The organism is Streptomyces sp. NPDC003248, assembly GCF_055563235.1.
On record NZ_JBVHDT010000004.1, the window covers coordinates 457846 to 482954 of the forward strand.

General features: G+C 72.3%; 27 protein-coding genes. 11 read left to right on the forward strand and 16 right to left on the reverse strand.

Translation table 11 applies throughout. From position 1 onward, the window contains the following. Positions 1-155 precede the first annotated feature (155 nt). Positions 156-1040: an alpha/beta fold hydrolase gene (locus ACZ3KJ_RS13675; RefSeq protein WP_467526738.1), complete on the forward strand. Its 885-nt coding sequence runs from the start codon at positions 156-158 to the stop codon at positions 1038-1040. Positions 1041-1193: 153 nt separating this feature from the next. On the opposite strand, the gene ACZ3KJ_RS13680 is transcribed toward ACZ3KJ_RS13675, so the two are convergent. Beyond that, positions 1194-2099, reverse strand: coding sequence for an NYN domain-containing protein (locus ACZ3KJ_RS13680; RefSeq protein ID WP_467526836.1), 906 nt, complete (start codon positions 2097-2099; stop codon positions 1194-1196). Positions 2100-2314: 215 nt separating this feature from the next. On the opposite strand from ACZ3KJ_RS13680, the gene ACZ3KJ_RS13685 reads away from it, so the two are divergent. After that, positions 2315-2467 carry a hypothetical protein gene (locus ACZ3KJ_RS13685; RefSeq protein WP_107055985.1) on the forward strand — a complete coding sequence of 51 codons (153 nt, stop codon included), beginning with the start codon at positions 2315-2317 and terminating at the stop codon, positions 2465-2467. A gap of 113 nt (positions 2468-2580) precedes the next feature. Here ACZ3KJ_RS13685 and ACZ3KJ_RS13690 read toward each other — a convergent pair whose 3' ends face one another. From ACZ3KJ_RS13690 to ACZ3KJ_RS13700, 3 genes are all read right to left on the reverse strand, one after another. Then, positions 2581-3186, reverse strand: a complete 606-nt coding sequence (locus tag ACZ3KJ_RS13690) for a MarC family protein (protein WP_467526740.1) — start codon at positions 3184-3186, stop codon at positions 2581-2583. Positions 3187-3488: 302 nt separating this feature from the next. Next, positions 3489-4346, reverse strand: coding sequence for a PHP domain-containing protein (locus ACZ3KJ_RS13695; RefSeq protein ID WP_467526742.1), 858 nt, complete (start codon positions 4344-4346; stop codon positions 3489-3491). A gap of 108 nt (positions 4347-4454) precedes the next feature. Next, complete coding sequence (locus ACZ3KJ_RS13700; protein WP_467526743.1) at positions 4455-5096, reverse strand: DUF6758 family protein; 642 nt, start codon at positions 5094-5096, stop codon at positions 4455-4457. Positions 5097-5271: 175 nt separating this feature from the next. Between ACZ3KJ_RS13700 and ACZ3KJ_RS13705 the strand changes: the two genes are divergently transcribed. Further along, entirely contained in the window at positions 5272-6513 is a 1242-nt protein-coding gene (locus ACZ3KJ_RS13705; protein ID WP_467526744.1) for an MFS transporter, read from the forward strand. A 189-nt stretch (positions 6514-6702) separates the two neighbouring features. On the opposite strand, the gene ACZ3KJ_RS13710 is transcribed toward ACZ3KJ_RS13705, so the two are convergent. Then, a complete protein-coding gene (locus ACZ3KJ_RS13710; protein WP_467526746.1) occupies positions 6703-7287 on the reverse strand; it encodes a suppressor of fused domain protein in 585 nt (194 codons plus the stop codon). A 502-nt stretch (positions 7288-7789) separates the two neighbouring features. Between ACZ3KJ_RS13710 and ACZ3KJ_RS13715 the strand changes: the two genes are divergently transcribed. Together ACZ3KJ_RS13715 and ACZ3KJ_RS13720 are read left to right on the forward strand one after the other, a co-directional pair. Further along, on the forward strand, positions 7790-8905 hold the full coding sequence (locus ACZ3KJ_RS13715) for a magnesium and cobalt transport protein CorA (protein ID WP_467526748.1): 1116 nt from the start codon (positions 7790-7792) through the stop codon (positions 8903-8905). A gap of 23 nt (positions 8906-8928) precedes the next feature. Further along, entirely contained in the window at positions 8929-9447 is a 519-nt protein-coding gene (locus ACZ3KJ_RS13720) for a hypothetical protein (protein ID WP_467526749.1), read from the forward strand. Positions 9448-9687: 240 nt separating this feature from the next. Here the strand turns inward: ACZ3KJ_RS13720 and ACZ3KJ_RS13725 are convergent, their stop codons facing one another. Both ACZ3KJ_RS13725 and ACZ3KJ_RS13730 read right to left on the reverse strand, forming a co-directional pair. Then, positions 9688-9855 (reverse strand): hypothetical protein, encoded by a 168-nt coding sequence (locus tag ACZ3KJ_RS13725; RefSeq protein WP_467526750.1) that lies wholly within the window; start codon positions 9853-9855, stop codon positions 9688-9690. After that, complete coding sequence (locus tag ACZ3KJ_RS13730; RefSeq protein ID WP_467526751.1) at positions 9852-10604, reverse strand: hypothetical protein; 753 nt, start codon at positions 10602-10604, stop codon at positions 9852-9854. Before ACZ3KJ_RS13730 ends, ACZ3KJ_RS13725 begins: the two co-directional genes overlap by 4 nt. 213 nt (positions 10605-10817) lie before the next feature. On the opposite strand from ACZ3KJ_RS13730, the gene ACZ3KJ_RS13735 reads away from it, so the two are divergent. From ACZ3KJ_RS13735 to ACZ3KJ_RS13745, 3 genes are read left to right on the forward strand one after another with little or no spacing between them, the layout of a single operon-like run. Beyond that, positions 10818-12107, forward strand: coding sequence for a magnesium transporter MgtE N-terminal domain-containing protein (locus ACZ3KJ_RS13735; RefSeq protein WP_467526753.1), 1290 nt, complete (start codon positions 10818-10820; stop codon positions 12105-12107). After that, the gene (locus ACZ3KJ_RS13740; protein WP_467526755.1) at positions 12091-12720 is read left to right on the forward strand and encodes a DUF1003 domain-containing protein; all 630 of its coding nucleotides are present in this window, start codon (positions 12091-12093) and stop codon (positions 12718-12720) included. Before ACZ3KJ_RS13735 ends, ACZ3KJ_RS13740 begins: the two co-directional genes overlap by 17 nt. Positions 12721-12763: 43 nt before the next feature. Next, on the forward strand, positions 12764-13897 hold the full coding sequence (locus ACZ3KJ_RS13745; protein ID WP_389513965.1) for an Mrp/NBP35 family ATP-binding protein: 1134 nt from the start codon (positions 12764-12766) through the stop codon (positions 13895-13897). A gap of 179 nt (positions 13898-14076) precedes the next feature. On the opposite strand, the gene ACZ3KJ_RS13750 is transcribed toward ACZ3KJ_RS13745, so the two are convergent. The 5 genes from ACZ3KJ_RS13750 to sigE form a co-directional block, all read right to left on the reverse strand. Beyond that, the gene (locus ACZ3KJ_RS13750) at positions 14077-14736 is read right to left on the reverse strand and encodes a hypothetical protein (RefSeq protein WP_467526757.1); all 660 of its coding nucleotides are present in this window, start codon (positions 14734-14736) and stop codon (positions 14077-14079) included. A 182-nt stretch (positions 14737-14918) separates the two neighbouring features. Next, on the reverse strand, positions 14919-15380 hold the full coding sequence (locus ACZ3KJ_RS13755) for a sec-independent translocase (RefSeq protein WP_467526759.1): 462 nt from the start codon (positions 15378-15380) through the stop codon (positions 14919-14921). Positions 15381-15581: 201 nt separating this feature from the next. Next, entirely contained in the window at positions 15582-17243 is a 1662-nt protein-coding gene (locus ACZ3KJ_RS13760) for a S1C family serine protease (protein WP_467526838.1), read from the reverse strand. Positions 17244-18169: 926 nt separating this feature from the next. Then, positions 18170-19132, reverse strand: a complete 963-nt coding sequence (locus ACZ3KJ_RS13765) for an anti-sigma factor family protein (protein ID WP_467526760.1) — start codon at positions 19130-19132, stop codon at positions 18170-18172. Beyond that, positions 19129-19914: an RNA polymerase sigma factor SigE gene (gene sigE / locus ACZ3KJ_RS13770; protein ID WP_467526762.1), complete on the reverse strand. Its 786-nt coding sequence runs from the start codon at positions 19912-19914 to the stop codon at positions 19129-19131. Before sigE ends, ACZ3KJ_RS13765 begins: the two co-directional genes overlap by 4 nt. Before the next feature lie 163 nt (positions 19915-20077). Between sigE and ACZ3KJ_RS13775 the strand changes: the two genes are divergently transcribed. After that, a complete protein-coding gene (locus ACZ3KJ_RS13775) occupies positions 20078-20776 on the forward strand; it encodes an O-methyltransferase (protein WP_467526839.1) in 699 nt (232 codons plus the stop codon). A gap of 95 nt (positions 20777-20871) precedes the next feature. Here ACZ3KJ_RS13775 and ACZ3KJ_RS13780 read toward each other — a convergent pair whose 3' ends face one another. Continuing rightward, positions 20872-21039, reverse strand: a complete 168-nt coding sequence (locus ACZ3KJ_RS13780) for a DUF3117 domain-containing protein (protein WP_003966491.1) — start codon at positions 21037-21039, stop codon at positions 20872-20874. Positions 21040-21401: 362 nt separating this feature from the next. Between ACZ3KJ_RS13780 and chcB the strand changes: the two genes are divergently transcribed. After that, a complete protein-coding gene (gene chcB / locus ACZ3KJ_RS13785; protein WP_467526763.1) occupies positions 21402-22205 on the forward strand; it encodes a 2-cyclohexenylcarbonyl CoA isomerase in 804 nt (267 codons plus the stop codon). A 16-nt stretch (positions 22206-22221) separates the two neighbouring features. Here chcB and ACZ3KJ_RS13790 read toward each other — a convergent pair whose 3' ends face one another. Further along, positions 22222-22806 carry a DNA-3-methyladenine glycosylase I gene (locus tag ACZ3KJ_RS13790; protein ID WP_467526765.1) on the reverse strand — a complete coding sequence of 195 codons (585 nt, stop codon included), beginning with the start codon at positions 22804-22806 and terminating at the stop codon, positions 22222-22224. Beyond that, positions 22803-23159: a DivIVA domain-containing protein gene (locus ACZ3KJ_RS13795; RefSeq protein WP_467526767.1), complete on the reverse strand. Its 357-nt coding sequence runs from the start codon at positions 23157-23159 to the stop codon at positions 22803-22805. The genes ACZ3KJ_RS13790 and ACZ3KJ_RS13795 overlap by 4 nt, the downstream gene beginning before the upstream one ends. A 125-nt stretch (positions 23160-23284) precedes the next feature. Here ACZ3KJ_RS13795 and folP point away from each other — a divergent pair, with 125 nt between their 5' ends. Next, positions 23285-24145, forward strand: a complete 861-nt coding sequence (gene folP / locus ACZ3KJ_RS13800; RefSeq protein ID WP_467526841.1) for a dihydropteroate synthase — start codon at positions 23285-23287, stop codon at positions 24143-24145. 154 nt (positions 24146-24299) lie between these two features. On the opposite strand, the gene ACZ3KJ_RS13805 is transcribed toward folP, so the two are convergent. After that, positions 24300-25058 carry an LOG family protein gene (locus ACZ3KJ_RS13805; RefSeq protein WP_467526768.1) on the reverse strand — a complete coding sequence of 253 codons (759 nt, stop codon included), beginning with the start codon at positions 25056-25058 and terminating at the stop codon, positions 24300-24302. Positions 25059-25109: the final 51 nt, after the last annotated feature.

Consider the following 25109-nt stretch of genomic DNA (forward strand, 5'->3'; position numbering starts at 1 on the left):
CCCGGCCGGAACGGCCCGGCAAGGCAAGGCAAGGCAGAACGGCCCGACGGCCCGGTTCCTCCCGCACGGAGGCGCCGGGCCGTCGGCGTTCCGCACGACACCGGGCACCGGACACCCGGCACCGCCCCGGCCCACCCGCCCGATAACCTCGCTCCGTGACCACGCCGATCAGCTTCACGCCCCCTCCCGGCGCCCGCGCCCACCGCCTGCGCACCGAGCGCGGTGAGTTCGCCGTCGTCGACGCGCCCGTGGCCGCCGGGGTCGAGCCCCGGGGGGTCGCGCTGCTGGTGCCCGGGTTCACCGGCAGCAAGGAGGACTTCCACCTCCTGCACGAACCCCTCGCGGCGCGCGGGTACCGCACCGTCGCCGTCGACGGGCGCGGACAGAACGAGTCGGACGGTCCCGCGCACGACGAAGCACCCTACGCACAGCAGGAGTTGGCGCGGGACGTGCTCGCCCAGGCGGCCGCCCTCGACACACCCGTCCACCTCGTCGGACACTCCCTGGGCGGACAGATCGCCCGGGCCGCCGTCCTCCTGGACCACTCCCCCTTCGTCTCGTTCACCCTGCTCTCCTCGGGCCCGGCCAGGATCTCCCCGGCCCAGCAGCAACGCGTGCGGCTGCTGCACGAGGCGCTCGCGGTGCTGACGATGTCCGAGGTGTGGGAAGCCATCCTGGCGATGGGTCCGCCGGAGGAGGTCGGCGGACCGGCCCGCGGCCTCGGGGGCCTCGCCCTTCGGCGGCAGCGCTGGCTGAACCACAAGCCCGCGCAACTCCTGGCCACCGGACGTCAGTTGACCGTCGAGCCGGACCGCGTCGACGAACTCGCCGCCGTCCCGCTGCCGTTCCACGTCCTGTCGGGGGTCCACGACGACACCTGGCCGGTGACGGTCCTCGACGACATGGCCGTACGGCTGGGGGCGCACCGGACGGTCGTCCCGGACGCGGAGCACTCGCCGAACATGGACCAGCCCCTGCCGACGGCCCACGGCCTCGCGGATTTCTGGGACAAGGTCCAGCAGGACCGGTACGGCCTATAGCAGACAGTCCCGCCTGCACCGCCCGCACCGCCTGCACCGCCTGCACCGCCTGCACCCCCAGCACCCCCTGCACCCCCTGCACCACCGGTACCACCGGTACCACCGGTCCCGCCAGCACGCCGCGCCCCGCCCCGCCGGTACACCCGGGTCCCGCTAGTACTGCGTCTGAAGGTGCTCCCAGAAGCCGTCCCGCAGCGCGCGCCGCAGGTCCGCCTGGCCGCGCAGGGAGTACTGCAGGAGCCCCTCCGCCTCGACCAGGAGGTCCTGGTCGACGGAACCGGGCAGGTAGGGGTGGCCGGGCAGCAGTTCCCCGAGGGACTCCCTGCCCCGCGCCGCCAGCCACTTCGCGGCGATCTGCGCGCCGACGAAGCGGACGTCCTCGCGGGTGGGCCGGGCCGCGCCGGCCGGCTCGTAGGCGGGGGTGGTGCGCCGTGAGACGTACGGCTTGAAGAAGTCGAGGTCGAGGGTGCGCTGGCTGTCGACCTCCCAGAGCAGGGGCTCCGCCTGGTTGCGGCCCTCCGGGGCCTCGATGCCCCAGAGGTGGACGCGGGCGCCGTAACCCTGGGCCGCCTCCACCGCCGACACCAGGTCCTCGTCGCCGCCGAGGAGGGCCGCGTCACTGATGGCGCGGTGCCGGGCGAGGGACTCCAGGTCGCTGCGGATCAGGGAGTCGACGCCCTTCTGCTGATTGTTGGCGTTGAGGTTGCCGAGGCGGACCTTGACGTCCGGGAGTTCGGCGATGGACTGCTGTTCGGCGGTGTGGATGCGGCGCCGGGCGCCGTCGTACCAGTAGACCCTCAGCAGCCGGCTGTCCGCGAAGATGGTCCGCGCCCGGTCGATGAGCGCCTCGATCAGGCCCTCGGCGTCCAGGTCGAAGGCCCGGCGGTCCTCGGTGCCCGCGATGAGCCGGCCCGCGGCCGCGTACAGGTACCCCGCGTCGACGAAGATGGCATGGGTCGAGGGTGTCTTCGCCACCTCGGCGAGCATGCGGTTCAGCAGCTCGTTCGTGCGGTCGATGCGGGCGGCGAGGGCCGCGAGGTCGTCGTTCATCACCTCCATTCTCCCGGCGGTCACGCTGCGAACACAACCGGTCCCGTTCGGTCCATGACGCTCTCTTACTCGTTAGTAATTAGTCGTTCGAAAAATTTCTTTAGCGTAGGGAATGTTTGTAACACGCACCGCGTTGAATACGAACGGACCAGGGGGCACTGTCGTCCCAGGGGTCACTCACCAGTAGTTCTCCTCAGGAGGATGACCAGACGAAGGGAGAAGCCATGCGCTTCGAAATCATGCGACTCGACGACGTCGACGGCACGCCCGTGGACAGCACCGTCGTGGACGCCGCCTCCGTCAACCGGATCGTTCAGCAGGCCGCCGCCATAGGGCAGCGGCTGTGGATCCGCCCGGCCGAGACCTCGGCCTCGTAACCCGCGGATCCCTCTTCACGCACTTCGGAGCCCCGTCCGGCAGTCACTCGAATGCCGTACGGGGCTCCGTACGTCTTCCCGCGCCGGGCCGGGCCGGGCCGGGCCGGTTCCGCTCAGTTCGCCCGGATCACCTGCGTGACCCCGTTGATGATCTGCTGCACGGCGATCGCGGAGAGCATCATGCCCGCGAGCCGTGTCACCAGCACCACACCGCCGTCCTTGATGACCCGGATGATCAGCAGCGAATAGCGCATCACCAGCCACAGCACCCCGTGGATGGCGAGGATCGCCGTCCACACCGACAGCTGTGTGGCGGCACTGTCGGCCTTCTGCACGGCCAGGATCACCGACACGATCGCGCCCGGACCGGCGAGCAGCGGCATCCCCAGCGGGACGAGCGCGACGTTGACGTCCTTGGTCTGCTTCGGCTCGTCGGTCTTGCCGGTCAGCAGGTCCAGTGCGATCAGCAGGAGCAGCAGCCCGCCCGCGATCATCAGCGCGGGCACGGACACATGCAGGTAGTCGAGGATCCGGTGCCCGAGGAGACCGAACACGGCGATCACCCCGCCGGCCACGCAGACGGCCTGGAAGGCCATCCGCTTCTGAACGGCGGCCGGGCGCCCGGCGGTCAGCGCGAGGAAGACGGGGGTGATCCCGGGGGGATCCATGATGACGAACAGGGTGAGGAAGAGGGAGCCGAAGACGGCGAGGTCGAACATCGGTACGAGGCCTTGCGGAAACGACGCGCACACGCGCGTAAGTACGGAACAGGGGTGGGAGCGCCGGGAGGACGGCGCAGGGACGGTCACGGGACCGTGGAGTGTGAGCGAGTCCGGACGGACCGAGCAAGTCCAGGACGGCGTGAACGACCAGGACGGTGCGAGGAGGCGGGACGACGGACGCGGGACGGTGGACGGCGCACGCGGGACAGCGAACGCAGGACGGTGGACGGCGAGAACGCAGGAGGGCGCAGCGAACCCGGAACGACGGTCCCCCGGCGGGACGGGGCCGGGCCTGGGCCTCAGGCCCCGCCGGTCCCCGGCACCGGGAACGCACCCGTGGCGCGCCGGGTGATCTCTCCGTAGACCTCGGGGTCGGTCGTGTACTCACCGAGCACACAGGTCTTGCGGCTGCCGTGGTAGTCACTGGACCCGGTCACCAGCAGACCCAGTTCGCCGGCGAGCCCCCGCAGCCGCGCGCGGGTGTCCGCGTCGTGGTCCATGTGGTCGACCTCGATGCCGTCGAGGCCGGCGGCGGCCATGTCGGCGATCGCGGACTCCGGCACCGTACGGCCTCGCTTGCTCGCGCCCGGGTGAGCGAAGACCGTCACCCCGCCCGCCGCCTTGACCAGGCGGATCGCCTCGAAGGGGTCGGTCTCGTGCTTCTCGACGAAGGCCCGGCCGCCGTCGGCCAGCCAGTCCTGCGTGAACGCGTCGCCCACGGTCGGGACGACACCGAGCTCCACCAGCGCCGTGGCGACGTGCGGCCGCCCGACGGAGCCGTCCCCGGCGATGCGCGCGACCTGCTCCCAGGTGACGGGCACGCCCAGCTCGTTCAGCTTGGCGATCATGCCCCGGGCGCGCGGCACCCGGTCGTCGCGCACGAGCTCCCGCTCGGCGAGCAGCCCGGGCTCCTCCGGGTCGAACAGGTAGGCCAGCATGTGCATGCTGACGCCGTCGACACGGCAGGACAGTTCGGCGCCGGTGACGAGGGTGAGCCCCTCCGGCAGCGCGGCGACCGCCTCGGCGTACCCGCGCGTGGTGTCGTGGTCGGTGAGGGCGACGACGTCCAGGCCGGCCGCGGCGGCGTTGCGCACCAGCTCGGCCGGGGTGTCCGTGCCGTCGGAGGCCGTGGAGTGGCAGTGCAGGTCGATACGCACGACGCGGGCTCCAGGCGGTGACGGGGCGGGAGGGGACGCTCCAGCATAACCGCACCTCGCCGACCCCTGTCACACCCGCATCCCGGAGGCACCCCCTACAGCCAGCCCCTAGGGTTTCAACAGCCGCGGCGACAGCGCGCCGCACGGCACCAGCTCTATCTCCGGGCCCGCGTCCCGCAGGTCCGTCAGCACCAGCTCGTCGTACATGAGGAGCCCGGACTGCTCGGGCCACGCCACCGCCCACAGCCACAGCCCGCGCGCCTCGCCCGCGAAGACGGCCCGGTCGTCGGGGGAGCCGGAGACGTGCCAGAGCGGGGTCGGGCGGCCGGCGGCGAGCACCTTGGCCTGGGGCGGCTTCTCGACGTCCAGATAGGGGCCGGGGTCCGGCCCGTCGATGCCGGCGTACCGCGCGCCGAGACCGACACCCAGCTCCTCGGCGACGAGGATCAGCTCACCCACCCCTCCGAGCGGGCCGGGACCGGAGCAGGCCACGGCGGAGGCCCGGCCGCCGCTGCGGTCGTCACCGGCGTACGCCACGCCCGTGAACAGCCAGCCGACCGGCAGCGGCCACGGCATCCACACCGGCACCTGGGTGCGGTGGACGACGACACTGAGGGCCTCGACGCTGGGCGGGATCACGGGCTGCAGCGGATGCACCGTCCCGTGCACATCGCACTGCCAGGAATCGGCGAAGAGACCGGGAGCCCTGACCCGGCCACCACACTTCGGGCAACTGGGTTCGCCCCTCATAGAGCCCCACGGTCCTACCCCGTTCCCTCCACGTCAAGGACGATCACCCGTCCGGACGGAAGCCGGGACACGGGTGGCGGCACCCCCACCGCGAGAGATAGATGTAACTTGCATTAATTAGACTAGCTAACTTACTATGTGCATACACCAACCATCTACCGGGATTGGAGCAGGCATGGACCCCTTCGACACGGGCTCCGCCGCCGGCACCGGAGCCGGCGGCATACTGCGGCAGCCCAAGGCGGTGTGGGCGACCGCCGGCGCGTCCGTCGTCGCCTTCATGGGCATCGGGCTGGTCGACCCGATCCTGCCGTCCATCGCCCAGGGCCTGGACGCCACGGCCGGCCAGGTCTCCCTCCTCTTCACGTCCTACTTCCTCATCACCGCCTTCGCGATGCTGCTGACCGGCTTCGTCTCCAGCCGCATCGGCGGCCGCAAGACCCTGCTGCTGGGCCTCGCCCTCGTCGTGGTCTTCGCGGGCCTGTCCGGCACCTCGGACACGGTCGGCCAGCTCGTCGGCTACCGCGCCGGCTGGGGCCTGGGCAACGCCCTGTTCGTCTCGACGGCCCTCGCCGTCATCGTCGGCGCGGCGGCGGGCGGCAGCGCGGCGGCGATCCTGCTGTACGAGTCCGCCCTGGGCCTCGGCATGGCGTGCGGGCCGCTGCTGGGCGCGCTGCTCGGCGACGCGAGCTGGCGCTACCCCTTCTTCGGCACCGCGGTCCTGATGGCGATCGGCTTCCTGTGCATCACGGCGTTCCTGAAGGAGCAGCCGCGGCCGGCCCGCAGGACCTCCCTCCTGGACCCGATCCGGGCCCTCGGCCACGGCGGCCTCGCCTCGGCGGCCGTGTCGGCGTTCTTCTACAACTACACGTTCTTCACCGTGCTGGCCTTCACCCCGTTCGTGCTGAACATGACGCCGTACAGGTCGGGGGCGGTGTTCTTCGCCTGGGGTGTGCTGCTCGCCGTCTTCTCGGTCGTCGTGGCACCGCGCCTCCAGAAGCGGTTCGGCTCGCTGAAGGTGCTCGGCGGCTCCCTGGTGCTGCTCGCCGCCGACGTGCTGGTCCTCGGCTACGGCGGCCACACCGCGGCCGTCGTCTGCACGATCCTGTCCGGCGCCTTCATCGGCGTGAACAACACCGTGTACACGGAGCTCGCCCTGGGCGTGTCGGACGCACCGCGGCCGGTGGCGAGCGCGGGCTACAACTTCGTGCGGTGGTTCGCGGCGGCGGCCGCTCCCTACTTCGCGCCCAAGATCGAGGAGTGGACCGACGTCCACGTCCCGTTCGTCGTGGCGGCGCTCACCGCGGCCGCCGGTGCACTGGTGGTCGTCGTACGGCGCGGGGCACTGCGGCACGACGCGGAAGAACTGGCGCCGCGGCACGCCACGGAGGACGGCGTCACCGTCTTCGCCGACTGAGCCGGAGCAGGGCGTACCGGCTACGCCGACCGAGCAGGAGCGGGCGCCACCGGTTACGCCGACCGAGCAGGAGCAGGGTGTCACCGCTTTCACCGACCGAGCCGGCGTCCGGTCGACCGGCGCTGGTCGACCGGCGCTCGGTCAACCCGCGCTCGACCCGAGCCGGTTGGTGACCTTGCTCACGTGTCGTCAGTCCAGGGGGACGGGCCGGCGGGACGGATCGCGCAGGTCCGTCCCGTGCGTGAGCCAGCGTTCCTGGAGTGCCTGGGCGCCGTGCACGCGCTTCCAGGCGGCCTCGTTCGGCGTCATCGGCAGCAGCGGCAGGAAGCGGACCGGGTCGAGGGGCTCGTCGAGGTCCAGGTCCTCGACCAGACCGCCCGGCTCGGCGACCAGCACGGAGGTGAACGGCGCGCCGGGCCACAGGGGTTCACCGACGTCGAGGGAGGCGCCGGGGGCCACGACCACACCCTCGACCTGCGGGGACGCGGCGAGCACGGCGAGCGGGCGGAGCACCTTGTCGGTGTCGGCGAGACCGCCACGCACGGACAGGACCAACTCGGCGCGCGGCCCCCGGACCGGGTCGGCGACCATCGCGGTGGGGTCGCCCATCGGCTGGGCGGACATGCCGAGTGTGGCGTAGCGCACGATGTCACCCTCCTGGAAGCGCAGCACCTCGACGCGGTCCGTACCGAGGAAGGTGACCGCGGCGCGGGCGTCCGGCTCACCCAGCGCGGTACGCAACCGGGCCTCGACCAAAGGGAGAACATCCGTCATGCCGCGAGAATAGAACTCGTCGGTACCGGGCAAAGCAGCGCCTTGACACTTCCGTCGGCTGATACTCTTGCCCGGTGGTTCGGGGCAGCACGCAGAAGCGTCGCGATCAAGCCCCGACGCCGAAGGTACTCCCCCACGGGGGACCGGCTGGAGGAGGTGGGGCTGTCATGGATCGAAGTCGACCGTGCAGTACCACTCGCTCTTCCCGCCGCTGATGTAGCTCTGTGGCTCCGGCCGATCGCCGCCTCTCGCGCTCGCGTCTTCACACGGAAGAGCACTTCGTTTCGTTGTACCGGATCCGTCCGACCGGCCCTCGGGGTCCGATCGGGCCGGTCCTTCTGATCTGAAGCAGTAGCTGAATCAGTAGCGAAACCCGCCACCGCGACGGTGCGGTGCTCCCCGCTTTGTGGACGTGCCAAACATCTGGAGTCAGGACGTCCCCATTCCGGGTAGTTCCACCCGTCGTCGGCGCCTTTCGTTGCCCGTCGCGAAGGAGCCCGCCATGTCGATGATCCGCGACCTGCGTGCCGTGGTCCGCCCGTCCCGTCCCTCCCCGCGCAAGGACGGCCACGCCTACGACACCACCCGCGACCCCGCCACGCCCTCGGCCGTCGTCGACTGCGCCGTCTACCGCGACGGTGCCCGGGTCCACACCCCGGCGCCGCTCACCCCGCAGGAGGCGATGCGCCAGGTGCGGCGCGACGGCGGATTCGTGTGGATCGGGCTCCACGAGCCCACCGAGGCCGAGTTCGCGGGGATCGCCGGCGAGTTCGGGCTGCACCCGCTGGCCGTGGAGGACGCCGTCCAGGCCCACCAGCGGCCCAAGCTGGAGCGGTACGACGACTCCCTGTTCACGGTCTTCAAGACCATCCACTACGTCGAGCACGACCAGCTCGACGCCAACAGCGAGGTCGTCGAGACCGGCGAGGTCATGTGCTTCACCGGCAAGGACTTCTTCATCACCGTCCGGCACGGCGGCCAGGGGTCGCTGCGCGGACTGCGCCGCCGCCTCCAGGACGACCCCGAGCTGCTCGCCAAGGGCCCCTCGGCCGTGCTGCACGCCATCGCCGACCATGTCGTCGACGGCTACATCGCGGTCGCCGACGCCGTCCAGGACGACATCGACGAGGTCGAGACCGAGGTCTTCTCGCCGGGCCGCAAGGGCGCGCCGCGCGGCACCGACGCCGGACGGATCTACCAACTCAAGCGCGAGGTGCTGGAGTTCAAGCGCGCGGTCTCGCCGCTGCTGCGGCCGATGCAGCTGCTGAGCGAGCGGCCCATGCGGCTGGTCGACCCCGACATCCAGAAGTACTTCCGGGACGTCGCCGACCACCTCGCCCGCGTCCAGGAGCAGGTCGTCGGCTTCGACGAGCTGCTCAACTCCATCCTCCAGGCCAACCTCGCGCAGGCGTCCGTCGCCCAGAACGAGGACATGCGCAAGATCACCTCCTGGGCGGCCATCATCGCCGTACCGACCATGGTCTGCGGGGTGTACGGCATGAACTTCGACTACATGCCGGAGACCCACTGGAAGTACGGCTACCCCGTGATCATGTCGGTCACGGTCGTCCTCTGCCTGGGCATCCACCGCACGCTGAAGCGCAACGGCTGGCTGTGACCGCGCCTGGATAGGGTGAGGCCATGACACGCGAGCTGCTCGACCAGGCCCTCGTCGAGGAGGCCACCAAGAAGTCCGGCCTCATCTGGGTCAAGGCGGCCGGTGAGCCGGCCGCACGGGCGTTGTGGCACGTCTGGCACGAGGGCGCGGCCTGCCTGGTCGGTGACGGGCCGGGCGAGCAGCCGCTGCCCGGCCTGGCCGACGGCGCGTCGGCCGAGGTGACCGTGCGCAGCAAGGACAAGGGCGGCCGGCTGGTCTCGTGGGCCGCCCGGGTCGTCCAGCTCGCCCCCGGCACCGAGGCGTACGCGGCGGCCGTCGCCGACCTCAAGGGCAAGCGGCTGAACGCGCCCGACGGGGAGGCGATGACCGAGCGGTGGGCGGCCGAGTGCAGGGTGGTCCGTCTGGAGCCGACCGGGGGGACGGTGCCGCTGCCCGACGGCTCCCTGGCCGAGGCCCCGCGGCCGTCGCCGGCCACGACCCGGCGGGAGATCCCCGCCGGCCTGCCGCGGCTGCTGCTGAAGAAGAAGCGCAAGAGGAAGTAGCCGCCGTTCAGCCGGGCACCCGGCGGCCGGGTGCCCGCCCGGCACGGCGCGGATCGCCCCCGCCCCGCCTCACCGACGCCCCGGCCCAGCGCCCCGAGGGGACCCCGCCGTGACAGCCGCCCCGGCCCGGCACCCTCGGAGGCCCCAGCCCGCCGCGGCAGCCCCTCACGGCAGCCCGAGAGCGGCCCGCGACCGTCGCGGCGGACCAAGCCGGACCAGGCCGGACATGGCTGGATCGGATCAGGCCGAGCCGAACCAGCCCGCGCCGAACCAGGCCAGCCCGGGCTGGACCGGACCGGACCAGCCGGACCAGGCCGCCCGCGCGGTAGCCGGTCGGTAGCGGGACCCGCCCACGCGGGCAGCCGCGCCGCCCGTCCGTCCGTCCGCCCGGTCGGCCACGCCGGTCACGACGTGGGCAGTTCCTTGCCGTAGTCCACCGTCTCGTCCTTCGCCGGCTCCTTGAGAGTGAAGTCCTCGCCCCACGCGGAGAAGCTCAGCGTGCCGGCGTCACCCGCGCGCACCAGGCGCAGCGGGTACGGCTTGCCCTCCAGGGAGACGTCCAGCGTGCCGCCGGAGCCGCCGCCCCCGGTGATGCGGACCGTGCGCTTGCCGGACTGCTCGTGGTATCCGTCCTTGCCCAGCGAGCCGTGCAGGGTCAGCAGGTCGCCGAGGAGCAGGTCCTTGTCCGTGAAGCCGCTGAACTTCTTGTACGAGGGGTCCCCGGACGGCACCTTCACGTACTTGCCGTCGAGCTTGTCCGCGGCCGCCGTGTCGGAGTCGCTGCCTGCCTCGCCGTCCTCGTTCTTCCAGAACGCCGCGTCCGCCTTCAGGTACAGCTGCTCGCCGATCCGCAGCAGGTGGAAGGAGGCCCCCGCGGCGGTGACCGAGCCCGTGCCGCCGTCCGACTTCAGACGCATGTCGAGCTTGTACGACTTCCCGCCGGCGACCACGGTCCCGGACAGCCGCACCGTGTCGACCGCGGTCGCGGCCGCCTTCGTCTTCTTCTGGATGCGGTCCGCCGACAGCTTGCCGACGCCGTTCGTGCCCGCGTCCGGGTCCTCGCTGCACCCCGTCACGCCCAGGCCCGTCACGACCAGCGCGCACATCGCGCTCACCAGTGTCCGGCGGCGGGTACGGCCCTGGGGCATCGCAGTCACAGAGACAACAGCCTTTCTGCGGGGGAGTCCTGAGCGGCGTACCGCAGCGTACCGGGGCCGTCGGGCGGCAGCGGAGCCAGTCCGTCCGGACCGCTCACCAGGGCGTACCCGATCGGGACGGGCTAGCCTGAAGCCCGCACGAGCGGGCATTTGCGAAAAGAGCACCACGGGTGACAACCACTGACAATCACGGGTGACGAAGGAGGTGCTGCCATGGCCGCGGGCGTCCCCCGGATCTTCGTCTCGCACCTCTCCGGTGTCGCCGTCTTCGACCCCAACGGCGACCAGGTCGGCCGCGTACGCGACCTGGTCGTGATGCTGCGCGTCCGGCGCCGGCCGCCGCGACTGCTCGGACTGGTCGTCGAACTGCCCACCCGCCGCCGCATCTTCCTGCCCATGACCCGGGTGACCAGCATCGAGTCCGGCCAGGTCATCACCACCGGCGTGCTCAACGTCCGCCGCTTCGAGCAGCGGCCCACCGAGCGCCTCGTCTTCGGGGAGCTGCTCGACCGGCGCGTGACGCTGGCCGAGACCGGCGAGGAGGTCACCGTCCTCGACCTGTCCGTGCAGCAGCTGCCCGCCCGCCGGGACTGGGAGATCGACCGGGTCTTCGTGCAGAAGGGGAAGAGGTCGGGCGCCTTCCGGCGCGGCAGGGGCGAGAAGCTGACCGTGGAGTGGTCGGCGGTCTCCGGTTTCTCCCTGGAGGAGCACGGGCAGGGCGCGGAGAGCCTCCTCGCCACCTTCGAGCAGCTGCGCCCCGCCGACCTCGCCAACGTGCTGCACCACCTCTCCGCCAAGCGCCGCGCCGAGGTCGCCGCCGCCCTCGACGACGACCGTCTCGCCGACGTCCTGGAGGAACTCCCGGAGGACGACCAGATCGAGATCCTCGGCAAGCTCCAGGAGGAGCGGGCGGCGGACGTCCTGGAGGCCATGGACCCCGACGACGCCGCCGACCTGCTCGCCGAGCTGCCGGAGGCGGACAAGGAGCGGCTGCTGAGCCTGATGAAGCCCGACGACGCGGCCGACATGCGGCGCCTGATGTCGTACGAGGAGCACACGGCGGGCGGTCTGATGACGACCGAGCCGATCGTGCTGCGGCCCGACGCCACCGTCGCCGACGCCCTCGCGAGGGTCCGCAACCGCGACCTCTCCCCCGCCCTCGCCGCCCAGGTCTACGTCTGCCGCCCGCCCGACGAGACCCCCACCGGCAAGTACCTCGGCACGGTCCACTTCCAGCGCCTGCTGCGCGACCCGCCCTACACCCTGGTCAGCTCCCTCCTCGACGACGACCTCCAGCCGCTGGAGCCGGACGCGGCGCTGCCCGTGGTCGCCGGGTTCTTCGCGACGTACGACATGGTCGCGGCGCCCGTCGTGGACGAGGCGGGGTCGCTGCTGGGCGCGGTGACCGTGGACGACGTGCTGGACCACCTGCTGCCGGAGGACTGGCGGGAGACGGAGTTCCACCTGGGCGACGGGGAGGCGACCGATGCTTCCCGACCGTGAGGGCGGCCGCGTCGAGCGCACCCCGGCCGGTACCACCGCCACGGGCCGGCCGGGGGCGGCCGGCGCCACCGCGGCCGGCCGCCCCCGGGCCCGGCTGGACCAGCCGCGCCCGCCCCGGCGGCGCATCGTGCCCGAGTGGGACCCGGAGGCCTTCGGGCGGCTGTCGGAGCGCATCGCCCGGTTCCTGGGCACCGGACGGTTCATCGTCTGGATGACGATCGTCATCATCCTGTGGGTGGTGTGGAACGTCTCGGCCCCGCGCGACCTGCGCTTCGACGAGTACCCGTTCATCTTCCTGACCCTGATGCTGTCCCTCCAGGCGTCCTACGCGGCCCCGCTGATCCTGCTCGCGCAGAACCGGCAGGACGACCGCGACCGGGTCAACCTGGAGCAGGACCGCAAACAGAACGAGCGGTCGATCGCGGACACCGAGTACCTCACCCGGGAGATCGCCGCCCTGCGCATCGGCCTCGGCGAGGTCGCCACCCGGGACTGGATCCGCTCCGAGCTCCAGGACGTGCTCAAGGAGCTGGAGGACCGCCGGGACGGCCACGGCGTATTCCCGGCAGTCGCGGCAGAACGGTCGCGCGGACGTGACGTAGACGACCGCTGACGGGCATCCCGGGGCGCCCGCGGCGCGCCGTACCATCGTCTCTATGGCTACGGAAGACGCGGTGCGCGAAGCACTGGCGACGGTGAACGACCCCGAGATCAACCGCCCCATCACCGAACTGGGGATGGTCAAGTCGGTGGAGATCGGCGCGGACGGAGCGGTCGCGGTCACCGTGTACCTGACGGTCTCCGGCTGCCCGATGCGCGACACGATCACGCAGCGCGTCACCGAGGCGGTCTCCCGGGTCGAGGGCGTCACCCGGGTCGACGTCACGCTCGACGTGATGAGCGACGAGCAGCGCAAGGAGCTCGCCACCGCCCTGCGCGGCGGCCAGACCGAGCGCGAGGTCCCCTTCGCCAAGCCCGGCTCGCTGACGCGCGTGTACGCGGTCGCCTCCGGCAAGGGCGGTGTCGGCAAGTCGTCGGTGACGGTGAACCTGGCGGCGGCGATGGCGGCCGACGGCCTGAAGGTCGGTGTGGTCGACGCCGACATCTACGGCCACAGCGTGCCGCGCATGCTGGGCGCCGACGGCCGTCCCACCCAGGTCGAGAACATGATCATGCCGCCGTCCGCGAACGGCGTGAAGGTCATCTCCATCGGCATGTTCACCCCGGGCAACGCCCCCGTGGTGTGGCGCGGTCCGATGCTCCACCGGGCGCTCCAGCAGTTCCTGGCCGACGTGTACTGGGGTGACCTGGACGTCCTCCTGCTGGACCTGCCGCCGGGCACCGGCGACATCGCCATCTCGGTGGCCCAGCTGGTCCCGAACGCCGAGATCCTGGTCGTGACGACGCCTCAGCAGGCCGCCGCCGAGGTGGCCGAGCGGGCCGGTTCCATCGCCGTACAGACCCACCAGAAGATCGTCGGCGTGGTCGAGAACATGTCCGGCCTGCCCTGCCCGCACTGCGGCGAGATGGTCGACGTGTTCGGCACGGGCGGCGGCCAGCTCGTCGCCGACGGCCTGACCCGCACGACGGGCGCCTCCGTCCCCGTCCTCGGCAGCATCCCCATCGACGTCCGCCTCCGCGAGGGCGGCGACGAGGGCAGGCCGGTCGTGCTGACCGACCCGGGCTCCCCGGCGGGCTCGGCCCTGCGGGCGATCGCGGGGAAGCTGGGGGGACGGCAGCGCGGACTGTCGGGGCTGTCCCTGGGGATAACCCCGAGGAACAAGTTCTAGGACCCCTACGACATCGGGGCGCCGTCCTGCGCGGACGGCGCCCCGTCGTCGTGCCCGGACGGCGCCCCGTCGTCGTGCCCGGACGGCGCCCCGGTCTCGTGAGCGGACGGCGCCCCGCCTCGTGCGCGGGAGAGGGACCCGGCCTCGTGCGCGGAGAATGCCCCGGTCTCGTGCGCTGGTCAGGCGTAGGTGGTGATGTCCTTGATGACGGCGAAGCCGAGCCCGTATGCGCTCATCCCTCTCCCGTACGCCCCCACGTGCACCCCTTCCTGCGTCGAGCCGGCCAGGACCCAGCCGAACTCGGACTCGCGGTAGTGGAACGGGGTCGGTACTCCGTCGACCGGGAGGGACAGCGTGGACCAGTCCGGGCCGGAGAGGTCGTCGGCCAGGACCCACGCGGTCTCGGTCTGCTGCTCCAGCCAGTCGTCGCGCAGGCTGTGGTCCATCTGGCCGGGCCAGGTGAAGGACAGCAGCCCCACCCCGGCGAGCCAGGCCGCGGAGGACACCGACGTGGCCTCCAGCAGCCCCGTGCCGTCGGCGCTCCGGCGCGACGGGCTCGCGGCGACGGTCACCACGACCGCGAACTTCCCGCGGTCCTCGCCCGCCGTCTCGTGCCGTACGGAGGGCTCGTCACCGTGCCCGGTGGAACCGTGCTCGACGGTCCCGTCGGCGGCCGTGCCGACCTGCATGAGCCAGCGCGGTCCCGTGAAGGCCTCGTCGAGGCCGTACCACGGGAAGGGCGCCTCCAGGTAGCCGTCGACCGTGCGCCGGGCGGAGCGGACCTGCTGTCCATCCTCCGCGGCCGGCGCCTCAGCGACTGCCCGACTCGTCGTCTCCATGTGCCCGGACGCCTCCTCGATCTCGGCGGACCGACCCGGCCCGCCCCCCTTCGGGCGGCGTTTCCCCCTGGGGGGTCCGGTCCGCACAACAACCAGGCAGCATAGCCACCCCGCTGCCGACTGTCGGGAAGCCGCCCGGTGCGTGAGGCGTGCGCCCCCTCACACCGGGGGGCGCGTGGGGCTCAGGTGGCGTCCGCGTCGAAGGGCGGGCGGTCGTCCTTGGCCGGTTCCTCGGGCTTCTTCACCATGTCGACGCGGCCGCCGGACGAACCCGGCGAGGAGGCCGACGACGACGAAGCCGACGACGACGAGGAGTCGCTGTCGCGCCCGTGGACCGCGTCCGTGACCTCGGCCATCTCCTTCTTCAGGTCGAAGCCGTTGCGGATCTCCTTCAGCCCCAGGTCCTCGTTGTCCAGCTGCTTGCGGATGAACGTCTTGGGGTTGAGGTCCTCGAACTCGAAGTCCTTGAACTCCGGGCCGAGCTCCTGACGGATGTCGTGCTTGGCGCTCTCCGAGAACTCACGGATCTTCCGGACCGTGCGCATCACGTCCTGGATGACCTTCGGGAGCTTGTCCGGACCGAAGACGAGCACGGCCAGGACGACGATCGTCACCAGCTCGAGCGCACCTATGTCATTGAACACCTGAAGCTCCTTGCGATGTCCGCGGTCCTCGGCCCTCGGTGGTCAGTTCGGGTCTTCCGTGGTCCGGGCCGGGACCACGGTACCTGTCGGACCTGTCCGGCCGGTACCGTCGCGAGGTGTCCGAGTGCGTACGGGCGACCTCTTTTGGGCGTTGTTTGCCTTGTGGGACGGCGTTCCGGGGTTCCGTCTGTGAGGTTCCTGTCAATCCGAGGAGCCGAGCACCAGGGTGAGGGTGCGCTCCTTCCCGTCGCGTTCGACGGTGAGGTCCAGGCGGTCGCCGGGGCGGTGGGCGCGAGTCTTGACGATCAGCTCCTCACCCGAGTGGACGGGCTGGCCGTCGATCTCGGTGATGACGTCGCCGGCCCGGATGCCGGCCCGGTCACCGGGGCCGCCGGGGGTGACCGGCGAGCCGCCGTCGGTGCCCTGGCCGCCGACGCGGGCGCCGTCGCCGGTGTAGTCCATGTCGAGGGTGACGCCGATGACCGGGTGGGTCGCCCGGCCGGTGTTGATCAGCTCCTCGGCGACGCGCTTGCCCTGGTTGACGGGGATGGCGAAGCCCAGCCCGATGGAACCGGCCTGGCCGCTGTCGGAGCCGGTGCCGTCGGCGGCCGAACGGATGGCCGAGTTGATGCCGATGACATGCCCCTGAGCGTCGAGGAGCGGGCCCCCGGAGTTGCCGGGGTTGATGGGAGCGTCCGTCTGCAACGCGTCGACGTACGACACGTCGCTGCCGTCGCCGCTCTCCCCGCCGGCCGTGATCGGCCGCTCCTTGGCGCTGATGATGCCGGAGGTGACGGTGCCCTCCAGGTCGAAGGGGGCGCCGATGGCGACGACCGGGTCGCCCACCCGGACGTTGTCGGAGTTGCCGAGGTACAGGGGCTTCAGGCCCTCCACGCCGGTCACCTTCACGACGGCGAGGTCGTAGCCGCTGTCCCCGCCGACGACCTCGGCCTCGGCCGTCTGGCCGCCGTTGAAGACGACGGTTATCCGGCCGTCGGAACCGGCGGGCTCGACGACGTGGTTGTTGGTGAGGATGTGACCCAGCGTGTCGAGCACGAAGCCGGTGCCGGTGCCGGACGTCTCGCTGCCGCTGACGTGCAGCGTGACGACGCTGGGCAGGGCACGCGCGGCGATCCCCGCCACGCTGTCCGCGGCGCGCCCGGTGGGCTCGGCGGAGGCCTGCGGCAGCTGCACCCCGTCGAGTCCGCCGTTGCGCTCCAGGTACGCGCCCACGACACCTCCGACCAGCCCGGACACCAGCGCGAGCGCCAGCGCCCCGCCGACGAGCGCCCGCCGCGCCCGCTTGCGCCGCTGCGGCTCCGTGAGCACGACGGCTCCGGTCTGCTGGAACGACCCGCCGGAAACCGACCGGAGCGGGGTCGCGGACCAGGGGTCGTAGCGGCGCCAGGGGGCGGCGGGCGCCGTCTGGGACGTGGGGGCCGCAGGGGTCGTGGGGGTCGTGGGGCCCGTGGGGGTCGTGGGGCCCGTGGGGGTCGTGGGGCCCGTGGGGGTCGGGGTCGCGGAGGCCGACGGGTCGACAGGGGCGGTCGTGGGCGGGGGGCCTGACGGAATGGCAGAGTCCGTTGTCGGCGAGGGGCCTGACGGGACAGCAGGCGCCGTCGCGGGTGTGGGCGCCGTCGCGGGGACGGAGGCCGTCACGGGCGTGGGGGCCGTCACGGGCGTGGGGGCCGTCACGGGCGTGGGGGCCGCTGGGACAGCAGGGGCCATCGCGCCGGGGGCGTCCGAGGGACGGGAAGGCGCGGGCGGGAGGGGCGTCGCGGGCGTCACGCCGGGCGGGGGCGAGCCTGGCGTGACCACGTCGTGAACGGCGCCGGGCATGCCGGGAGGCGGGCCGGCCGGCATCGCGCCCTGGGCGGGCATGGCCAGCGCCGGGTGCTGCACGGGCGGTGCGGGGGCCCAGGGGCCCGGCTCGCCGTAGGGCGGGGTGCTGTAGGGGTCCGGGTCGTGCAAGGGCTTGGGGCGGTCGCTCGTGCCCGACGGCGGGACAACGGCCCCGACCTGTGCGTCCTGCTCGCCGGGCCGGTCACCGAACGAGTCGCCGGGCCCGTGCTCGGGCCGCTCACCGAGCCGCTCACCGGACGAGTCACCGCCCCGCTCCTCGGGCCGGTCGTCATTGACGGGCCGGTCCGAGTCGTCGTGCTCCGAGGCGCGAGGTGCGTCCGCGCCCAACGGCCGGCTCAGTTCGTAGTCGCCGTCGTCCGGGGCACCGTCGTGCGGACCGACGTCGGCCGCGCCACCCTCGGCCGAGTGACCGTCGTGCGGAGCGACAACGGCCGGGCCCCCGTCGGGCGCGGCACCGCCGTGTGGACCGCCGTCGGACGAGGCACCGTCATGTGAACCGCCGTCGGGCGAGCCACCGTCGTACGGAGCCACATCGGCCGGGCCACCGCCGTACGGAGCCACATCGGCCGGGCCACCGACAGGCGAGCCACCGCCGGAAGTTCCACCGACAGGTGAGCCACCGTCGGACGAGCCACCGCCGGACGGACCGCCGTCGGCCCGGCGGGCCGGTGACGCGGAGGTCGCCGGCGTGTCCGCCGCCCCCGCGGGTCGCGCCAGTTCGAAGTCGCCCTCGGTGTTCTCACGGCCGCTCTCCTGCCCGTCAGGGCTCTGCGGTCGGGGCCGGTTCCACCACTTCCCCTTCGGGGACTTCCCCTCGTTCATGCTCTCCCCGCACGTCGAACGCCGCCTGCGTGCCCGCCGCCGGGCACGTGCGCGGTCCTTCGAGGATTCAACCAGGTTCGCGGCGCACCGGCGCCGGAGCCGGGTCAGCGGGCGTTCTGCGCGGAGGGGGAGGTGCTGGGGGTGGCGTCGGGGACGGGCGCGGAGAGCAGGCCGGGCGCCGTGACCTCGGGCGCGGTGGTCCATGCGGTCAGGGTGATCGGCGGGGTGGCGCCGAGCGGACGTATCAGGGGGGACATGGCGGCGGCGCCGGCCATCACGGGGGTGGTGAGCCCGTGCCGGAAGGCCTGCTCGGCGGGGACCGGGGCCTGGGCCGGAACTCCGGGCAGCAGCGGAGCCGAGATCTGGGTGGGAGCGACCGGGTTCCCGGCGAGCAACTGGCCGCCCTGCGCGAGCAGCGGTCCGGTGCCGCGGCGGCGCTGGCCGTCGGGGGCCGTCGTGGAGCCGGTGCCGGGGGTGCGGGCCGGTGTGACGTTGCTGCCGGAGCCGCCACGGGCCTCCGTGTCGGCCGGCGGGACGCCGGTGTTCACGCCGCCCAGGGCGATCGCGGCCAGCGACACCGCTCCGGCGGCGACGAAGGCGAACCGCATGCTGCGGGAGCGCTCGGTGTCGCCACGGCCGACCGGATGGATCCGGAAGCCGCGCTCCGAGGCGGGTGTGAGCACGGCGCCGTGGTCACGGGCGGGCACGTAGCCGAAGCCGAACGGCTCGTCCGCCGCCGTCACTCCGAAGACGCCGGCCGCCGCGGGGCGGGAGCCGAAGCGGTCGCCGAATCCTCCCCCGAGCGGCATGCCGCCGCCGTCCGTGTCACCTCCCCCGGGGAGCCCCTGGAGACGGGCCAGGAAGCTCTCGGAGGGGGCGGGCGGGGCCACTTCCGCGAAGACGTTCTTCAGCCGGCGCTGCGCGTCGACCTCCGCCTTGCACTTGGGGCAGGTGGCGACGTGCGCCAGGACACGCTCCCGGGTGTCATGTCCGAGCTCGCCGTCCACGAGGGCGGAGAGCCGGTCACCGAGGTGCTGCTCGGCAGGGGTAGGACGGGTGCCACTCACGCGGTCGCGCCCCCTCCCCCCAGAGCGGGCACGCGGGCCATGAAGGTGCGTCGCTCCGCGCGCGCCTGGGGCGAGCGGTGCGCGAGCGCCTTGCGCAGCTGCGAACGGCCGCGGTGGATCCGCGAACGGACCGTGCCGAGCTTGACGCCGAGAGTCGCGGCGATCTCCTCGTAGGACAGTCCTTCGATGTCGCACAGGACGACCGCGGCCCGGAACTCCGGGGCGAGGGTGTCGAGGGCCTGCTGGACGTCCGCGTCGAAGTGGGCGTCGTTGAAGACCTGCTGCGGGGTGGGCTCCTTGCTGGCCAGCCGCTCGGCGGCGTCCTCGCCGAGCGCGTCGAAGCGGATGCGCTGCTTGCGGCGGACCATGTCCAGGAAGAGGTTGGTGGTGATGCGGTGCAGCCAGCCCTCGAAGGTGCCCGGCGTGTACGTCGACAGCGAGCGGAAGACACGGACGAAGACCTCCTGGGTGAGGTCCTCGGCGTCGTGCTGGTTGCCGGTGAGGCGGTAGGCGAGCCGGTAGACCCGGCCGCTGTGCATGCTGACGATCTCCTCCCACGTGGGCGGAGTCCACGCCTGCCCGTCCGCGTCGGTGGAGAAGGTCGCGGTCTGGGCGGGGCCGACGGCGAGGCCGGCGGCGTGGCTGTGGTCAGCAGCGGTGTCGTTCACGGATTTCGGCCTGCCTGCCGATCCGAGGAAGCGCCGCAGCACTCCTCCACGATCCACAGGCGCAGCCGCACCTCCCCTGTCGGCTCTGGTGGTGTCCAGTGGAGCCCCTACCATAGCCACCTCGCCCGTTAGCTCCGGATAAGCGGTTTTACGAGAATTTGATCTGTGCTGATACGGCTCATACGCCTGCGTCAGCACTTGCTCGGCGTCTCGTCCCTCGTCGTGATCCAACTGTGTCCCCCGGTCGTCCTTCCCACCCCTTCAAACGCCCGGTCCCATCTGCGGGTTCCCGGCGGCAACGGATACAGTCACGCCGAGGCAACCATGGGGTAGGGAGAGGGTCATTACCGGCAACCGGCAGACGAGCTGGGCGTTCGCCGACGCCTATGTCGCCGAGGACGAAGCGCTGCTCTGGGCCCGCGACCGGGCCCGCGAGGCGGGGCTGCGCTCGGTGTCGCCCAGCGCGGGCGCCGCGCTGCGGTTGCTCGCCGCCACCGTGGACGCGAAGGCGGTCGCGGAGATCGGTACCGGCACCGGTGTCTCCGGGATCCACCTGCTGCACGGGATGCGCCCGGACGGCGTGCTGACCACCGTCGACCCGGAGCCGGAGCACCAGCAGTTCGCCCGGCAGGCCTTCCGCGCCTGCGGCTTCGCCAGCAACCGGGCCCGCTTCATCCCCGGCCGCGCGCTCGACGTGCTGCCCCGCCTCGCGGACTCCGGCTACGACCTCGTGTTCTGCGACGGCGACCGCCTCGAGGTCATGGACTACCTCGCCGAATCGTTGCGTCTGCTGCGCCCCGGGGGCCTGGTGGTGTTCGAGGGCTGCTTCGCCAACGGACGCACGATCGACTCCGGTCCGCAGCCCACGGAGGTCATAAAGATCCGCGAGCTGCTGCGCACCGTACGCGAGAGCCAGGAGCTGGTGCCGTCCCTGCTGCCCGTCGGGGACGGGCTGCTGTGCGCCGTCAGACGCTGACGCGGGGAAACGGAACCGGGGACGTCCCGGGAAACGAGCCGCCCCGGCACCCATGAGGATGCCGGGGCAGCTGAAAGGGTATGGTCGCTTCCGCGTCAGCCGACGACCTTCTTGAGGGCGTCGCCGAGCGCGTCGGCCTCGTCAGGGGTCAGCTCGACGACGAGCCGACCGCCGCCTTCGAGCGGAACGCGCATGACGATGCCCCGCCCCTCCTTGGTCACCTCGAGCGGGCCATCGCCCGTCCGCGGCTTCATGGCCGCCATGCTCGTTCCCCTTCCTCAAACCAGCTCACCGTCAAAGCCGACGGCCCGTGAAGGGCACGCGCATTCCAGCGTGGGACACGCGACACCGGCATCGAACACATTGCTTCCAAGCCATTATCCCGCATCTCAGGACCCGATGACCAACATCGGTCGGCATCGCTTGGGCAACGCGCGCGAGCAAAACCACTCAATTCGGCGATGTGCCTGCGATACTGCGCATCCGCACGGACGTCCCCCGGCCGGACATCGTGCCGTTTTCTTTGACGCAGGTCACACGTACCGCGCGGAGCCTTTCCCGCATGCTGTCCTTCGAGAGGGGCGTACCGGTGGGTACGCCGCAGCCGTGACACCGGAGGGGATCCATGGCCGACACCGTGCTGTACGAGGTGAGCGACGGGCTCGCGACGATCACACTGAACCGTCCGGAGGCGATGAACGCGCTGAACACCGCGGCGAAGGTCGCCCTGCGGGAGGCCGTGCGCACGGCCGCGGAGGACTCGGCCGTCCGCGCGGTGCTGCTGACCGCCGCCGGTGACCGGGCCTTCTGCGTCGGCCAGGACCTCAAGGAGCACATCGGGCTGCTGGTGGAGGACCGGGAGACCGGCTCGACCCGGACCATGAGCACGGTCAAGGAGCACTACAACCCGATCGTGCGGGCGCTGACGGAGGCGCCGAAGCCGGTGGTCGCCGCCGTGAACGGGGTGGCGGCCGGGGCGGGCTTCGGGTTCGCCCTCGCGGCGGACTACCGGATCGTGGCGGACACGGCGGCCTTCAACACCTCGTTCGCCGGGGTGGCGCTGACCGCCGACTCCGGCGTCTCCTGGACGCTGCCGCGCGTGGTGGGCCCGGGCCGGGCCACGGACCTGCTGCTCTTCCCGCGCAGCATCAAGGCCCAGGAGGCGTACGAGCTGGGCATCGCCAACCGGGTCGTGCCGGCGGACGCGCTGCGCGCGGAGGCCGAGGGCGTGGCGCGGGCGCTCGCCGAGGGGCCGACGGTGGCGTACGCGGCACTGAAGGAGGCGGTGGCGTACGGGTCCTCCCACTCGCTGGCGCAGACCCTGGAGAAGGAGGACGAGCTCCAGACGCGGGCAGGGCAGTCGGAGGACCACGCGATCGCGGTGCAGGCGTTCGTCGACAAGGAGAGGCCGAAGTACCTGGGGCGGTGAGCCCGGCGGGCGGGGCTCAGCCCCGCCTGGCCACGCATGTCTCCAGGTGGTCGTCGACCAGTCCGCACGCCTGCATCAGCGCGTACGCCGTCGTCGGCCCGACGAACCGCAGGCCCCGCCGCTTCAGCGCCTTGGACAGGGCCGTCGACTCCGTGGTGACCGCGGGGACGTCGGCGAGGGTCTTCGGGACCTGGCGGGCGGCCGGGTCGGGGGCGTGCGACCAGATCAGTTCGTCCAGGTCACCCGGCGCCCAGTCGGCGAGCACGCGCGCGTTGGCGAGCGTGGCGTCGATCTTGGCGCGGTTGCGGATGATGCCGGGATCGGCGAGGAGGCGCGCGCGGTCCTCGTCGGTGAAGGCCGCCACCGAGGCGATCCGGAAGCCGGCGAAGGCGGTGCGGAAGCCGGCCCGGCGGCGCAGGATCGTGATCCAGGACAGTCCGGACTGGAAGGCCTCCAGGCTGAGGCGTTCGTAGAGGGCGTCGTCGCCGTGGACCGGGCGGCCCCACTCCTCGTCGTGGTAGGTCACGTAGTCCGGCGTGGACAGGGCCCAGGGGCAGCGCGGGGCGCCGTCCGGGCCGACGAGGGCGGTGCCGTCGCTCACCGCTGCTCCTCCTGCTCGGGCTTCTCCATGGAGACGTGCGGCTCGGGCCGCCGGGCACCGGCCAGGGCGGACTCCAGTTCGGCGATACGGGCGTCCCGTTCGGCGAGTTCGGCGCCGAGGCGGTTGAGCGCGTCGTCGACGTCGGCCATGCGGTAGCCGCGGGCGGCGAGCGGGAAGCGGACGCGGTCGACGTCGGACCGGTCGAGCGGGCGGTCCGGGGGCAGCGGGTCGTGCAGCCGCTGCGGAACGGCCTCCGGGAGGGGGCCCGTGCCCTCGCCGCCGCCCACCACGGCGAGTGTCACCGCGGCGACCACGACGGCGAGCGCGACGACCAGGAAGAAGAACATAACCATCGGTGGGTCCCCACGCTCGCAGTGCTCGGTGTCGGATGTGTCAGGCTCCGATCGTGCCATGCGGGCGGGACGGTTAGGGTCGCAGGCGGCGGATGTCCACGAGGTACTGGGAGAGGTCACAGGGGATGCTCAGGCTGGGCAGGCGTGAGTTCGGCGCGCACGAGCCGGTGATCATGGCGATCGTCAACCGGACCCCGGACTCCTTCTACGACCAGGGGGCGACGTTCCGGGACGAACCGGCGCTGGCCCGGGTCGAGCAGGCGGTCGCGGAGGGCGCCGCGATCATCGACATCGGCGGGGTGAAGGCCGGGCCCGGCGAGGAGGTGACCGCCGAGGAGGAGGCGCGGCGCACGGTCGGCTTCGTGGCCGAGGTGCGGCGGCGTTTCCCGGACGTCGTCATCAGCGTCGACACCTGGCGGGCCGAGGTCGGCGAGGCCGTCTGCGAGGCGGGCGCGGACCTGCTGAACGACGCGTGGGGCGGCGTCGACCCGCGGCTGGCGGAGGTCGCGGCGCGGTACGGGGCGGGGCTGGTGTGCACGCACGCCGGGGGCGCGGAACCCCGGACCCGTCCGCACCGGGTGACGTACGACGACGTCATGGCCGACATCCTGCGGGTGACCGTGGGGCTGGCGGAGCGGGCGGCCGGGCTGGGCGTGCCGAGGGAGTCGATCATGATCGATCCGGGGCACGACTTCGGCAAGAACACGCGGCACAGCCTGGAGGCGACGCGGCGGCTCGGCGAGATGGTGGAGACGGGGTGGCCGGTGCTGGTCTCCCTGTCCAACAAGGACTTCGTCGGGGAGACCCTGGACCGGCCGGTGAAGGAGCGGGTGCTGGGCACGCTGGCGACGACGGCGGTGTCGGCGTGGCTCGGTGCCCAGGTGTACCGGGTGCACGAGGTCGCCGAGACGCGGCAGGTGCTGGACATGGTGGCGTCGATCGCGGGGCACCGGGCGCCGGCGGTGGCGCGGAGGGGGCTGGCGTAGGCCTCCGGCGGTGGCGCGCCCGACGAGGGCGGGGCCGGCGGGGTGTTTCGCCCCCGCCGCCCCTTCCCGTCCCGTCCCCGGGGACTCCGCCCCCGGACCCCCGTTTCGGCCCTGGACGGGCCTCGTCCTCAAGCGCCGGACAGGCTGAAAAGTACTACCGGCCCGCTTCCTTCGACACCAGTGCCACCGCTTCCTCCACGTCGTCCGTGACGTGGAAGAGCAGCAGGTCCTTGGCGGAGGCCTTGCCCTGGGCGACCAGGGTGTTCTCCAGCCAGTCGACCAGGCCGCCCCAGTACTCCGTGCCGAAGAGGACGATGGGGAAGCGGGTGACCTTCTGGGTCTGGACCAGGGTGAGGGCCTCGAAGAGTTCGTCGAGGGTGCCGAGGCCGCCGGGCAGGACGACGAAGCCCTGTGCGTACTTCACGAACATCATCTTGCGGACGAAGAAGTACCGGAAGTTGAGGCCGATGTCGACGTAGGGGTTCAGGCCCTGCTCGAAGGGCAGTTCGATGCCGAGGCCGACCGAGGTGCCGCCCGCCTCGCAGGCGCCCTTGTTGGCCGCCTCCATGGCGCCGGGTCCGCCGCCGGTGATGACCGCCCAGCCGGCGTTGACCAGGGCGCGTCCCAGCCGTACGCCCGACTCGTACTCGGGCGAGTCCACCGGGGTCCGGGCGGAGCCGAAGACGCTGATGGCGGGCGGGAGCTCGGCGAGGGTGCCGAAGCCCTCGATGAACTCCGACTGGATGCGCAGGACCCGCCAGGGGTCGGTGTGCACCCAGTCGGAGGGGGCGCGCTCGTCCAGCAGCCGCTGGTCCGTGGTGCTCGCCTGGACCTGGTCCCGCCGCCGGAGGACCGGTCCCAGGCGCTGTTCCTCCGGTGGCTGCTTCTTGCCCTCCGGGTTGCCAGTGGCCATAAGAGCTCCCTCCGCTTGCAGTGGTTCCACCTCAGCGTAGATCTACGCGGG

Bases quoted from the DNA above. Each gene is read 5' to 3' on its own strand.
- ACZ3KJ_RS13680 (WP_467526836.1), bottom strand. From the start codon at position 2,099: ATGGAGGTGATGAACGACGACCTCGCGGCCCTCGCCGCCCGCATCGAC.
- ACZ3KJ_RS13685 (WP_107055985.1), top strand. From the start codon at position 2,315: ATGCGCTTCGAAATCATGCGACTCGACGACGTCGACGGCACGCCCGTG.
- ACZ3KJ_RS13690 (WP_467526740.1), bottom strand. From the start codon at position 3,186: ATGTTCGACCTCGCCGTCTTCGGCTCCCTCTTCCTCACCCTGTTCGTC.
- ACZ3KJ_RS13700 (WP_467526743.1), bottom strand. From the start codon at position 5,096: ATGAGGGGCGAACCCAGTTGCCCGAAGTGTGGTGGCCGGGTCAGGGCT.
- ACZ3KJ_RS13705 (WP_467526744.1), top strand. From the start codon at position 5,272: ATGGACCCCTTCGACACGGGCTCCGCCGCCGGCACCGGAGCCGGCGGC.
- ACZ3KJ_RS13710 (WP_467526746.1), bottom strand. From the start codon at position 7,287: ATGACGGATGTTCTCCCTTTGGTCGAGGCCCGGTTGCGTACCGCGCTG.
- ACZ3KJ_RS13715 (WP_467526748.1), top strand. From the start codon at position 7,790: ATGTCGATGATCCGCGACCTGCGTGCCGTGGTCCGCCCGTCCCGTCCC.
- ACZ3KJ_RS13720 (WP_467526749.1), top strand. From the start codon at position 8,929: ATGACACGCGAGCTGCTCGACCAGGCCCTCGTCGAGGAGGCCACCAAG.
- ACZ3KJ_RS13735 (WP_467526753.1), top strand. From the start codon at position 10,818: ATGGCCGCGGGCGTCCCCCGGATCTTCGTCTCGCACCTCTCCGGTGTC.
- ACZ3KJ_RS13740 (WP_467526755.1), top strand. From the start codon at position 12,091: ATGCTTCCCGACCGTGAGGGCGGCCGCGTCGAGCGCACCCCGGCCGGT.
- ACZ3KJ_RS13745 (WP_389513965.1), top strand. From the start codon at position 12,764: ATGGCTACGGAAGACGCGGTGCGCGAAGCACTGGCGACGGTGAACGAC.
- ACZ3KJ_RS13750 (WP_467526757.1), bottom strand. From the start codon at position 14,736: ATGGAGACGACGAGTCGGGCAGTCGCTGAGGCGCCGGCCGCGGAGGAT.
- ACZ3KJ_RS13760 (WP_467526838.1), bottom strand. From the start codon at position 17,243: ATGCCGGCCGGCCCGCCTCCCGGCATGCCCGGCGCCGTTCACGACGTG.
- sigE (WP_467526762.1), bottom strand. From the start codon at position 19,914: ATGGTAGGGGCTCCACTGGACACCACCAGAGCCGACAGGGGAGGTGCG.
- ACZ3KJ_RS13780 (WP_003966491.1), bottom strand. From the start codon at position 21,039: ATGGCGGCCATGAAGCCGCGGACGGGCGATGGCCCGCTCGAGGTGACC.
- chcB (WP_467526763.1), top strand. From the start codon at position 21,402: ATGGCCGACACCGTGCTGTACGAGGTGAGCGACGGGCTCGCGACGATC.
- ACZ3KJ_RS13795 (WP_467526767.1), bottom strand. From the start codon at position 23,159: ATGGTTATGTTCTTCTTCCTGGTCGTCGCGCTCGCCGTCGTGGTCGCC.
- folP (WP_467526841.1), top strand. From the start codon at position 23,285: ATGCTCAGGCTGGGCAGGCGTGAGTTCGGCGCGCACGAGCCGGTGATC.
- ACZ3KJ_RS13805 (WP_467526768.1), bottom strand. From the start codon at position 25,058: ATGGCCACTGGCAACCCGGAGGGCAAGAAGCAGCCACCGGAGGAACAG.